General features: G+C 65.7%; 9 protein-coding genes, 2 pseudogenes and 1 riboswitch. Of the genes and pseudogenes, 5 read left to right on the forward strand and 6 right to left on the reverse strand.

The features are described from left to right. Positions 1-1039: tetratricopeptide repeat protein (locus EOA79_RS24185; protein WP_164893933.1), on the forward strand; the 1039-nt coding region annotated here is incomplete at its 5' end. A gap of 84 nt (positions 1040-1123) precedes the next feature. Here EOA79_RS24185 and EOA79_RS24190 read toward each other — a convergent pair. The 4 genes from EOA79_RS24190 to thiB all read right to left on the reverse strand — a co-directional run bounded on the left by EOA79_RS24190 (position 1124) and on the right by thiB (position 6366). Continuing rightward, entirely contained in the window at positions 1124-2566 is a 1443-nt protein-coding gene (locus EOA79_RS24190) for a M48 family metalloprotease (RefSeq protein WP_095799779.1), read from the reverse strand. Positions 2567-2773: 207 nt separating this feature from the next. Further along, positions 2774-3535, reverse strand: a complete 762-nt coding sequence (gene thiQ, locus EOA79_RS24195) for a thiamine ABC transporter ATP-binding protein (RefSeq protein WP_067319423.1) — start codon at positions 3533-3535, stop codon at positions 2774-2776. Continuing rightward, positions 3532-5154 (reverse strand): thiamine/thiamine pyrophosphate ABC transporter permease, encoded by a 1623-nt coding sequence (thiP, locus tag EOA79_RS24200; RefSeq protein ID WP_127335542.1) that lies wholly within the window; start codon positions 5152-5154, stop codon positions 3532-3534. Before thiP ends, thiQ begins: the two co-directional genes overlap by 4 nt. Positions 5155-5358: 204 nt before the next feature. Next, the gene (thiB, locus tag EOA79_RS24210; protein ID WP_095824074.1) at positions 5359-6366 is read right to left on the reverse strand and encodes a thiamine ABC transporter substrate binding subunit; all 1008 of its coding nucleotides are present in this window, start codon (positions 6364-6366) and stop codon (positions 5359-5361) included. Between the two features lie 42 nt (positions 6367-6408). Further along, positions 6409-6522, reverse strand: a riboswitch (TPP riboswitch). 141 nt (positions 6523-6663) lie between these two features. Between thiB and EOA79_RS24215 the strand changes: the two genes are divergently transcribed. Together EOA79_RS24215 and EOA79_RS24220 are read left to right on the forward strand one after the other, a co-directional pair. Continuing rightward, the gene (locus tag EOA79_RS24215; RefSeq protein WP_095799776.1) at positions 6664-7308 is read left to right on the forward strand and encodes a thiamine diphosphokinase; all 645 of its coding nucleotides are present in this window, start codon (positions 6664-6666) and stop codon (positions 7306-7308) included. A 1-nt stretch (position 7309) separates the two neighbouring features. Further along, a complete protein-coding gene (locus tag EOA79_RS24220) occupies positions 7310-9124 on the forward strand; it encodes an ABC-F family ATP-binding cassette domain-containing protein (RefSeq protein ID WP_127335544.1) in 1815 nt (604 codons plus the stop codon). Positions 9125-9140: 16 nt separating this feature from the next. On the opposite strand, the gene EOA79_RS24225 is transcribed toward EOA79_RS24220, so the two are convergent. Then, complete coding sequence (locus EOA79_RS24225) at positions 9141-10079, reverse strand: homocysteine S-methyltransferase family protein (RefSeq protein WP_095824076.1); 939 nt, start codon at positions 10077-10079, stop codon at positions 9141-9143. A 154-nt stretch (positions 10080-10233) separates the two neighbouring features. Between EOA79_RS24225 and EOA79_RS24230 the strand changes: the two genes are divergently transcribed. Both EOA79_RS24230 and EOA79_RS24235 read left to right on the forward strand, forming a co-directional pair. After that, positions 10234-10476, forward strand: coding sequence for a type II toxin-antitoxin system CcdA family antitoxin (locus tag EOA79_RS24230; protein WP_067002201.1), 243 nt, complete (start codon positions 10234-10236; stop codon positions 10474-10476). After that, a pseudogene (locus EOA79_RS24235) lies at positions 10476-10777 on the forward strand (CcdB family protein). Before EOA79_RS24230 ends, EOA79_RS24235 begins: the two are co-directional and overlap by 1 nt. An 11-nt stretch (positions 10778-10788) precedes the next feature. Here the strand turns inward: EOA79_RS24235 and EOA79_RS24240 are convergent. Further along, positions 10789-11511 (reverse strand): annotated as a pseudogene (locus EOA79_RS24240) (hypothetical protein); the annotation flags it as partial.

The raw sequence follows: 11511 nt of genomic DNA on the forward strand, positions 1-11511 counted from the left end.
AACGGGAACTCTGTCGCTGCCGGACCGGACCCTGTCTCCGGATTCCAGCCTGATGGCCGGTGAAGTCGATAATTTGCGTTACGAGCCGCAGATCGGCTCGGCTGCTCCGGTCCAGATTGGCTTCCAAATCCGCGGCGGCAACGCGTCCAAGGCAGCGATGATGAAGCTGTCGCCAAGCGTCGACCCCTGCGACCAGGCGGCGGGCGCACCGCTCGACCTGCAGGGCGTCGCGCCCGGCCGTTTGCAGAACGAGATCGCCGGCGAGGCCGCTGAGGCTTGCCAGGCGGCGGTGAAGGCCTACCCCGACGTCGCTCGGTTTCGTTACGAGCTTGGGCGGGCGCTGCTGGCGTCCGGCAAGGTCGACGAGGCCAGGAAAGCTATCCAGGAAGCTGCCGACAGGGGGCACGTCCGCGCCATGTTCGAGCTCGGCCATATCGCTTCGTCCGGAATAGGACTGGCCGCGGACTCCGCGAAAGCGATCAGCTTCTATTCAGAAGCATCCGACAAGGGAGACCCCTATGCGATGGCCGCTTGGGGGCGAGCCTTGTTCAATGGTGTCGATGTCGAGCGGAATACCGGCAAGGGATTGGACCTGCTGCTCAAGGCGGCGGCCATGGGGCACGTCAACGCGATGAACGATCTCGCCGTGATCTTCAAGGATGGCCGCAACGGCGTGCCCGCCGACGAGGCCCGCGCCTTGGCTTTCCTCAAAGCCGGCATCGCGCGGCAAGAGGCATATTCGATGAGCATTCTCGGCCTTCCCGCGCACAGCACCTTAACGGTCGCAGTGTGCAAGCCCAAGGTCGTGACGAAAATAGTCACCAAGGTAAAGGTTGTCCGCACACCCGCGCCGAAGACGCCGACGGTGACAGTCCCGACAGTGGTCAAACCACCTCAAACCGATACCGGACCGGCGCCCTGGCGCGGCAGTAGCGGCGATCATTCAGGGTCCGGCGGCGGCGGCCAAAGTGGTGAGGGCAGCGGAGGCAGCACCGGCGGCCAGACCAGCCCTGAAGGCGGCAGCAGTGGCGGGCTCTGATTGCTGCGGCAGCCGCGCGCCCGGCTTGACCGAATAGAAGCGCGCGGCTGATTCGTTGCGGAAGCACTTGCGCGGATGCCGACCCTACTTGTCGGTGACGATCTTGACCTTGTCGCCGGCCGACACGCTCGCGCCCGGCGACATTGCGTTGAGCACCCGGAACAGGTCGAGCTTGCGGTCGACGCCGACCATCTGAGCGGCAAGCGTGCCCATGTTCTGGCCGGGCTGCACAGTGACCACCCGGATATGCAGCGGCTTCAGCGCCGCCTTCTCGGCCGCGCTCAACGTGCGGAAGGAGCTGCTGACGGAGCGCGCGACCGGCTCCAGCGCGGTGCTGGCCGAGGGTGCCGCAGTCAGCAGCCGGTAGACCTGTCCGCCGGCCCGGATGACCGCGATATCGAACTGCCAGCCTTGCGCGCTGGCATGCGCCATCGCCGCCTCGTTGCCGTTGACCGTTTCCTGGCGCACGCTGGCATCGTCCAGTCCGGCGACCCAGCCGCTGCGGATATAGTCGGTGAGCGACACAGACTTGTCGATCGCCACGCCATCGAAGCGGATGGCGATGTCGCCCGGACCGGTCGCGGTCACCGCGGCCGCCGAATTGTCGATGACGAAACCCTCGGGCACCGAGAACGACACGCCAAGGCCGGGATGCAGGAAGGTCTGGCCGCGCACATAGCCCTCTTCCGGCGTGTCGCCGTAGAGCAGCCCGTCTATGCCGGCGAGGAAGGCATCGCGGTCGCGCGTGCCGACGCCGGGCGGTCCGAAGTTGCGGGCGAGCCGCTGCGCCAGCTCGATGCGCTGCGGCGTGTTGGGATGCGTGGCCAGGAAGTCGAGGCTGGCATCCGTGGCGCCGCTGACCGAACGGAAATCGGTATAGGCCGACATCGACTGCAGGAAGCGGCCGGCCGCATAGGGATCATAGCCCGCTTCGCCGATCGACTTGATGCCGATCGCGTCGGCCTGCAGTTCTTGGTTGCGCGAAAACTGCGCAAGCCTCAGCTTGCCGCGGATGAGCGCGGCCTTGGCGGTCGGGCTGTCGCCGAGCACGTCGGAGACGACCTTGGTCGCCAGGCCTTCCTCGGCCTCGAGCTGCTGCCGCTGCAACCCGTGATTGGCGGTGACGTGGCCCATCTCATGCGCGATGACGGCCGCAAGCTCGGAGGAGTCATTGGCCAGCGCCAAAAGTCCGCGCGTGACATAGAGATAGCCGCCCGGCAGCGCGAAGGCATTGACGTTAGGCGAGTTGAGGATGGTGATGCGATAGGTCTGGGTCGGATTGGCCGAGACCACCGTCAGATTGCCGACGACCTTGGCCACCATGCGCTCGAGCTTCGGATCGGAATATTCGCCGCCATAAGTGGCGAGAATCCGCGGATGCTGCGCTTTGGCCATTTCGGCCAGCCTGGCATTGGCGACGACATTGTCGACGGTGATCGGCTTGTCGGAGGGCTGGAAGCCGGACTCCTGCACGTCCGGCGGCGTGAACATCTGGCAGCTCGCCAGCGCCACGGCAAAGCCGGCCATCGCGAAAAATCGCGCCAGCGGCTTAGTCCATACCCTCTCGATGCCGGCTGTCAGATCGGCTTCCTTTCGTAATCTTGCGGCAAATCACGGCCCACCCGGACCAGCATGGCCGGACCTAGCCACACTCCCCCGGACAAGGCAAGCAAACGCCTGATCACCCGCAGCCGGTTTGGCCGTAAATTATGTCCGCTTCCGGGCAATGTGTTGTCATCCGGCAACGCTGCCGCCTCGATCGCCGATATAGCGCCGGAAGGCCTCCGGTCCAGCACCGTCGAAGAAATCGGCGGCCGACCCTGTTGCCGCGACCCTGCCCTCGTCGACGAACGCGATCCGTTGGCCGATGCGGCGCGCGTCCTGCGGCTGATGCGTGACGAAAAGCACGGTCATCTGTCGCTCGGCGTGGATGCCGGCCACGAGATCGAGCATGTCTTCGCGCAGCGCCGGGCCGAGCGAGGCGAAAGGCTCGTCGAGCAGAAGCACCGGACGGTCCCGTATGAGCACCCGCGCCAGCGCGACGCGCTGCCGCTCGCCGCCGGAAAGCTCGCTCGGCAGCCGCTTTTCCTTGCCGGCGAGGCCGACACGCCCCAGCGCGTCCGCGACCGCGCGGTGGTCGTCGGCCGTGAGCTTGAGCGATGGCGAGCGGCCAAGCCCGACATTGCCCTCGACCGAAAGATGGGCGAACAGGTTGTTTTCCTGGAACACCATCGACACCGGCCGCGCCGAGGGCGGCGCATTGTCGACATTGATCCCGCCGATCAGCACCTTGCCAGCATTTGGTGATTCGAAGCCGGCCACCAGATTGAGCAGCGTCGACTTGCCTGAACCGCTCGGCCCCATGATGGCGGTGATCCTGCCGGCGGCGAATTCGACATCGAACCGGAAGGATGCCTCGCCATAGCTGAAGGATACGCCGTCCAACGTGACGGCCAGGCCCTTCGTGGCCGCGATGCCATTATTATCCCTCGTCATGCCTTTGCCTCCCGCCCCAGCCAGTCGGCGGCGACAACCAGCAGCAGGCAGACGAGGCCGAGCAGCAAGGCCAGCCCCGCGGCGTCGGCGGTCCGGTAGCTGCCCATGCGCGCGAGTAGAAGATAGGGCAAGGTCTGGACGGAATCGCTGCCGAACAGTGCGATCACGCCGAGATCGCCGAGCGACAGCGCCATGGCGAACGCAAAGCCGGTGGCCAAGGGCCGCCGCAGCGACGGCCAGTCGACCAGCCGCAGCCGGTTCCAGCCGGAAATGCCGAGCGCCAGGCAGAGTCGCTCGTGGCGCTCGCTCGCCGCATCATAGGCAGGGCGGACGGCGCGAATGGCGAAAGGCATTGCCATCACCGCATTGACCGCGACGACCATGACGGGTGCGATGGCGAACACATCGGTGATGTTGCGCAGAGCCAGGAACCAGCCGGCGCCGATCACGATCGGCGGCACGACCAGCACGAAACCGGCGCCGGTGTCGGCGGCGTGTTCGAGCAGCGACATGGCGCCGCCCGCGCGGCGCCTCAGGGCCAGTGCGCGTCGGGCGGCGATCAGCGACAGCGACAGCATCACGCAAAACAGCGCCGAGAGAAAGGAGAGCCCGGCGCTGGTGAGCGTCGCGCGGCGCACGGCGTCCTCGCCGGCCAGCCGGCCGAGATCCGCCTCCAGCCCGGCGAGCACGGTCGCCGCCATCGGTGCGGCGACGAACAGCAGCGCAAGCACGATGAGGCCGGCATTCAACACGGCCTCGGTGGTGCTGGTCGCAAGATAGCGGCGTGGCGCTACCGGCAGATTCGCATCGCCGACCGTGTTGGCGCCGAGTCGCGTCAGCATGGCGACCACGACGAAGGTCAGCACGATCTGCAGAAACGTTAGTGTCACGGCCCGCGCGGGATCGAAATCGAAGCGCAGCGCCTGGTAGATCGCGACCTCTAGCGTCGTCGCCGCCGGCCCGCCACCCAGCGTCAGTACGATTGTGAAGGAGGTGATGCACAGCATGAAGACCAGCCCGGCGACCCCCGGCAGCACCGTGCGCAGCGCCGGCCATTCGATCAGCCGGAAGGCCGACCGAGCGTCCATACCGAGCTGGCTCGCCAGCCGCCACTGGTCGGCCGGCACGGTGCCGAGCGCCTCGAGGAACAGCCGCGTGGCCAAGGGCAGGTTGAAGAAGACATGCGCGACCAGGATGCCGGAAAGGCCGTAAATGCCCGGCCATTCCCCACCGCCGAACGTGCCGAGGATGCCGGCAAAATAACCGGCATGGCCGTAAAGCGCCAACACGCCGAGCGCGGCGACGATAGCCGGCAGCGCCAGCGGGACCGTGAACAACTGCAGGATCAGGCGACGTCCGGGAAAGTTCGTTTGCCTGGACAGGGCGCGGCCGACGAACACTGCCGGCAAGACCGAAAGCAATGTCGACAGCAGCGCCTGCCAAAGCGTGAAGCGGGCGACGCGGAGCAGATAGCTGTCGAAGGCCGCGGCAGCGCTGGACGGACCGCTTGCGCCTTCGAGGATGAGGCCGGCGAAGGCGCCCCCGATGAGCAAAGTAATGGCGACAAGGGCGATGATGCCGGCAGTGATGCGAGGGTCAGGGCGCGGCGTGGATTGCACGCTGCACCACGTTGGCTCGAGCTAGCGAACGCCGCGTTCCGTCGCGCCCCCCTCTGTCTTGCCGGACATCTCCCTCTCTAGGAGGGAGATTGGCAGCTTTGCCGCTCTTCCTACACCGTCGGCGGCTAGCGAAATCACCGATCCCCCTGCGCGGGGGAGATGGCCGGCCGGACAGAGGGGGGTGCTCAAGCGCCATCCTGCGTCCTACTTGCTCATCGCCGCCAGCCATTCATCCACCCAGGCCTTGCGGTTGGCCGCCACCTCGTCCGGGCTGAACAGCAGGGTTTTGGTCGGCTTCACCAGCTTTTCGAAGGCCGGGTTGAGCGGCTTGTCGGTCTTGCCGGCCGGGAACATCCAGTTGGTCTCCGGGATGATGTCCTGGAACTTGGGCCCGGTCATGAAGGCTATGAATTTTTCCGCCAGCGGGTTCTTCGCGCCGGTTTTGGTGATGCCGGCGACCTCGATCTGCAGATATTCGCCCTCCTCGAAGGACGCCGCCTGATAGCGCTCGGTGTTCTCGGCCACCATGTGGTAGGCCGGCGAAGTGGTATAGGAGAGAACCATCGGCGCCTCGCCCTTGGTGAACAGACCATAGGCCTCGCTCCAGCCCGGCGTCACGGTCAGCACCTTCGGCTTCAGCTTGGCCCAGGCTTCCGGCGCCTTGTCGCCATAGACCGACTTGACCCACAGCAGCAGCCCGAGGCCCGGCGTCGAAGTGCGCGGATCCTGGATAATGATCTTGTCGGGGCCGGCGCCCTCGACCAGTTCCTTCAAGCTCTTCGGCGGGGTCTTCAGCTTTTCGGTGTCGTAGACGACGGCGAAATAGCCGTAGTCGAAAGGCACGAAAGTGTCGTCTTTCCAGCCGCCGGGCACATTCAAATCGGCCACCGCGCCATGCGGCGCGAATAGGCCGCTCGCCTTGGCATCCGCGGTCAGGTTGGTATCGAGGCCGAGCACGACATCAGCCTTGGTGCCGGCGCCCTCCAGCTTGACGCGGTTGAGCAGTGCCACGCCGTCGGCAACCGAGACGAATTCAAGATCGCAGCCGCATTCGGCCTCGAATTCCTTCCTCACCGCGGGCCCGGGGCCCCAGTCGGCGGTGAAGCTTTCGTAGGTGTAGACGGTAAGCTTGTCTTTAGCCTCGGCAGGTCCGCCTGCCAAAAGCGAAACAAGGCCGACTGCAAGAACAAGGTTGGACAATAGCGAGCGCATCGGCGCCTCCTTCGTTCGCGTTAAAGGAATTGAGGCGTCGGATGGTCCGAAACGTCTAATCCCTCCGCCGGTACAAACCGGATCAGGTTCAGCGGGTTGGCTTTGTGCCTCTCAGCCGGTTCGCAAAATCAGCGTCCGGCACCCCGTTAGAGCATTTCGAGACATAGGCCCGGCCGATGCGGCGCGCAAGCGGAAGTTTCCTGGGCATCCATCAGGGTTCACCGCGGTAGCGAAGTGCGATTCCGTTTGGACGCGCCCGCTTCCGTTTCGTTGGCCGGGCTGGTAAGGGCGACGGCCATGGGCACATTCACCATCCTGCTTGGCGGCGATCTCGTCCGCACGCCTCGGCTCGATCGCCAGATCGAAGGCTCCCGCATCATCGCCGCCGATGCCGGTATCGGCCATGCCGATATGCTTGGCCTGCTGCCGGAGCTCTGGGTCGGAGATTTCGACTCGGTGCCGGCGAGCCTGCCGGAGAATCTGGCCGCCGTGCCGCGCAAGATTTTCCCGACCGAGAAGGATATGACCGACGGCGAGCTCGCCATTGCCGAGGCGCTGGCGCGCGGCGCCACCAGCCTGGTGCTGGCCGGCGCCTTCGGCGGCAAGCGCGCCGATCATGCCTTTCTGCATTTGGCTCTAAGCGTGCGGCTGGCCGAGGCGGGCACGACCGTGCTGCTGACCAGCGGCGCCCAGGAGGGCGTGCCCATCCTGCCGGGCAAAGCCGGCTTCGACTACGCCGAGGGCACGCTGTTCTCGGTGCTCGGCTTCTCCGACCTCGCCGGCCTGACGGTCTCAGGCGCCAAATGGCCGCTGGACGGTGTCGAGGTGGCGTTCGGCTCATCGCTTACCATATCAAATGAGATCAAGGGTCGGCTCGAGATCGCGCTCGAGCGTGGCCGGGCGCTGCTGCTCGCCCACCCCTATCCTCTTCCCGAAAGCTGACATGGCCCCGCCTCTTCTCAATCTGGATGGCATAAAACTGACTTTTGGCGGCACGCCGCTGCTCGACGGCGCGGCACTGAGCGCCTCCGCCGGCGAGAAGATCGCGCTTGTAGGCCGCAACGGTTCGGGCAAGTCGACGCTGCTCAAGATCGTCGCGGGGCTGATCGAACCGCAGGACGGCGAAGTATTCCGCCAGCCCTCGGCAACGGTGCGCTACCTGCCGCAAATGCCCGATATGGATGCCTTCGCCAGCGTGCGCGCCTATGTCGAAGCCGGCCTCGGGCCGGCCGACGACCCGCATCGCGCCACTTATCTGATGGAGCATCTCGGCCTGACCGGCGAGGAGCGGCCGAACGACCTTTCCGGCGGCGAGGCGCGCCGCGCAGCACTCGCCCGCGTCATGGCGCCGGAGCCCGATATCCTGCTCCTCGACGAGCCGACCAATCATCTCGACCTGTCGGTCATCGAATGGCTGGAAGAAGAGCTTGCCCGCACCTCGTCGGCCGTGATCCTGATCTCGCACGACCGCCGCTTTCTCGAGCGCGTCTCGCGCGCCACCGTCTGGCTCGACCGCGGCCAGACGCGCCGGCTGGACAAGGGGTTCGCGCACTTTGAGGAATGGCGCGACCAGGTGCTTGAAGAGGAAGAGCGCGAACAGCACAAGCTCGGCCGCCAGATCGTGCGCGAGGAGCATTGGCTGCGCTATGGCGTGACCGCCAGGCGCAAGCGCAACATGCGCCGGCTCGGCGAGCTGCAGGCCATGCGCCAGCGTTTTCGCAGCCATCGCGGCGCCGAGGGTTCGGCGACGATGGTGGCAAGCGACGCCGCTGAATCCGGCAAGCTGGTGATCGAAGCCAAGGGCATCGAGAAGAGTTTTGGCGACCTCACCGTGGTCAAGGGCTTTTCGACCCGTATTCAGCGCGGCGACCGCGTCGGCCTTGTCGGGCCGAACGGCGTCGGCAAGACGACGCTTCTCAAGATGCTGACCGGCGAGCTGCCGCCGGATGCCGGCACCGTGCGGCTCGGCGTCAATCTGGAAATCGCAACACTCGACCAGAAGCGCGAGGCCGTCGACCCGCAGGAGACGCTGGCGAATTACCTGACCGACGGGCGCGGCGAGAACCTTGTGGTCAATGGCGAGCAGCGCCACGTCGTCTCCTATATGAAGGATTTTCTTTTCAAGCCGGAGCAGGCGCGCACGCCGGTGCGCGAGCTTTCGGGCGGCGAGCGGGCGCGACTGCTGCTGGCCCGGGTGCTGGCGCGGCCGGCGAACCTTTTGGTGCTCGACGAGCCGACCAACGACCTCGACATGGAGACGCTGGAGCTGCTGCAGGAACTGGTCGCCGGCTTTGCCGGAACGGTCGTCCTGGTCAGCCATGATCGCGATTTCCTTGACCGCACAGTCACCAGCGTGATCGCGCCCAACGGCGCCGGACGCTGGATCGAATATGCCGGCGGCTATTCCGACATGCTGGCGCAACGCGGCGGCTCGAAGCTGGAGGAGCGCAAGGCAAGGCCGAAGGCTGAAGCGAACGAAGCGACGGCCAGGGCCGAACAGACCAGCGCTAAAAGCCCGGCCAAGAAGCTCTCCTTCAAGCAGAAGTTCGCGCTGGAATCCCTGCCGAAGAAGATCGAGGCGGTGAGCGCGTCCATCTCAAGGCTGGAGAACAATATCGCCGACCCGTCCTTCTACGAGCGCGATCCCGCATCGTTCCAGAAGACCATCGCCGCGCTCGACAAGGAGCGCACCACGCTGACCTCACTTGAGGAAGAGTGGCTGGAGTTGGAGATGCTGCGCGAGGAGATGGAAGGCTAGCCGCTATAGGCAAGGCTCAGAGGCAGGCCTCGCAGATCGCAGCGATATGGCGTCTGTCGGTGCCGCAGCAGCCGCCAAGCACGGCTATCTGGCCGAAGCGGTCGCGCATGGCGCGGTAGCGCCGGCCGAGGTCGACAGGATCGCCTGGATCGAGTTCGGTCGCCGCATCCAGCTCGGCATGGCTTTTGGCGGAGGCGTTGGCCCGCACGCCGCGAATGCGCCTGATCCAGCGTCCGTCGCCGGCAAGGACGGCGTCGAAATGGCTCGGATGCGCGCAGTTGATCATGAAATATGCGGGGGCGCCGTCCGTTTCGTCGTCAACGGTCTCGATGGCGTCTCTCAGGCTCTCCCCCGAAGGCAGGCGTCCGTCCGTCTCGACGGTAAACGAAATCACCGACGGGAGCCCCACCGCCATCGCGGCACAGGCTATTCCGGCAGCCTCCTGCGCATAGGTCATCGTGATGGCGCTGACCATATCGGCGCTGGCATCGCGGAACGCCTTGACCTGATCGCCGTGATAGGTCTCGGCCTCGGCGGGCGTCATGACTGTGTCAATGCGGTAGCCGTCGCCACGGGGCCCGACCACCCCATTGACCAGCACGGTCATGCCACGCGCAACATAGGGCGCAGCCAGCGCCCGCGCCCATGACACTGCCTGCATGTCTATGCCCGACAATGCGACTTTCGAATAGCCGAGCTTTTCGCCCCAGTCCGGATTGGCGCGCCACGTCGGAGTATCGAGCACGAAGCCGACCCCGTGTTTGTCGGCGATGTCGAGATACTGGCGGAAATAGCGGGCCAACGTCGTCCGCCCCTCCTCCTCGCCAAGAAGCGGAAAGGCGGCGAAGGAGGGCAGATCGAGGCCTTCCAGAAAAACAAGCGAGGTCTCGAGGCCGCCATCGGTCAGGAAAACGGCTTCACCCAGCTCACGAACGTCGATCTTCGCACTGGTCATCGCCGTCTCCGGTCAGACCTGCCGCTTGCGCGACTATAGCATTTGAGGGCGAATTTGCCATGCCGGTCCGGTCGCGAAGGTCGCGCTGGTCCAAGCTATCCATTGCAGCACTCGCGTGATGCGCATATTCTATACGCATGTTGCGGAGGCTATCATGCGCAAGATTGCCGCAAATGCGGTCCGCCAGCCGGCAAATCTATCGATCGATTCACAGCTCATGAAGGAAGCCAAGGGGCTCAACGTGAATGTATCTCGTGCCGCCGAAGCCGGGATCGCAGAAGCCGTGGCAGCCGAGAAGACGCGGCTGTGGAAGCTCGAAAACCGCGCCACCATGGATGCCTGGAACGAGTATGTCGACACGTACGGCGTTCCGCTCAAGGAGCATCGGCAGTTCTGATGGCGCGCTATGACGCCTTTGCCGCCAGCGGCATCGAAGGCGGCTACCTCCTCGAGGTTCAATCCGACCTGCTCGACAATTTCAAGACGCGCGTCGTCGTTCCGCTTTTGCCCCTCGCGTCGGCGCCGCCGCCAATGCGGAGGCTGCACCCGGTCTTCGAAATCAATGGACGCAAGCTGGTCATGGCCACCCATCTGATCGCTACGGTGGCTGCGACGGAACTCGGGGAAACCGTTTCAACCTCGCGAAGCATCACGACGAGATCGTTGCAGCGCTCGACATGCTGTTTCAGGGCTTCTGAGCCGCTCGGCCTCAACCGGACGTCTTCGTCGCCCAGGCCTTCAGCGCCTCATCAAACACCTTCTCGCCCGGAATGCCCTTTTCCATGGTGAGCAGGGCACGGCGTCCGGTCTTGTAGACCACCGGCACGTCGATCCAGGCCTGCCCCCTGAGCAGCGTCAGGTTGGCGTCCTCGTCGGCCTTGGTGTCGTTGAGGGCGACGAGGAAGAAGCCGTCGGCGATCTTGGCCGGGATGCCGATCAGCGGGCTGCCGGCGTCCTGTTCCGAGCTCTTCATGGCGATGCGCAGGATGTTGTCGACGCCGCCGCCGTCAAACCCTTCCGGCGTCAGGAAGATCATCTCGATGATGTGGCTGGCCGGCAGCGTCTGGTCGGTATTGCGCCGGATGGTCATGCGCAGCTGGATGTCCTTGCCGGGTATCGTCGCCTCGGCGCGGATCGCCGGCTCCGGCGGCAGGTCGCCGCCCGGCGATTCCTGCACCAGCGACCAGACGATGCTGCCGGGCTCGGCGGTGCCCTGCTGGGTGCTGGTGCGCTCCTCATAGAAGATCGCTTTCTGGCCGACCGGCACGGTCGCTTGGGCCGTCGCAGGCGCAGTCCCGGACGCGGGTGGCGGAGTCGTGCCAGCGGCAGGCGGAGTGGCCGCCGCGGCCGGAGGCGTGGTTCCGGCGGCCGGCGCTGGCGGATTGGCGGCGGCACCGGCGGGCGCCGACGGCGTGGTCCCGGCAGGCGGGCT

The organism is Mesorhizobium sp. M1A.F.Ca.IN.020.03.2.1 (assembly GCF_004023205.1).
Classification (GTDB): domain Bacteria; phylum Pseudomonadota; class Alphaproteobacteria; order Rhizobiales; family Rhizobiaceae; genus Mesorhizobium.

Excerpts from the sequence above, each read along its gene's own strand:
- EOA79_RS24190 (WP_095799779.1), bottom strand. The coding sequence starts at position 2,566 with ATGGCCGGCTTTGCCGTGGCGCTGGCGAGCTGCCAGATGTTCACGCCG.
- thiQ (WP_067319423.1), bottom strand. The coding sequence starts at position 3,535 with ATGACGAGGGATAATAATGGCATCGCGGCCACGAAGGGCCTGGCCGTC.
- thiB (WP_095824074.1), bottom strand. The coding sequence starts at position 6,366 with ATGCGCTCGCTATTGTCCAACCTTGTTCTTGCAGTCGGCCTTGTTTCG.
- EOA79_RS24215 (WP_095799776.1), top strand. The coding sequence starts at position 6,664 with ATGGGCACATTCACCATCCTGCTTGGCGGCGATCTCGTCCGCACGCCT.
- EOA79_RS24220 (WP_127335544.1), top strand. The coding sequence starts at position 7,310 with ATGGCCCCGCCTCTTCTCAATCTGGATGGCATAAAACTGACTTTTGGC.
- EOA79_RS24225 (WP_095824076.1), bottom strand. The coding sequence starts at position 10,079 with ATGACCAGTGCGAAGATCGACGTTCGTGAGCTGGGTGAAGCCGTTTTC.
- EOA79_RS24230 (WP_067002201.1), top strand. The coding sequence starts at position 10,234 with ATGCGCAAGATTGCCGCAAATGCGGTCCGCCAGCCGGCAAATCTATCG.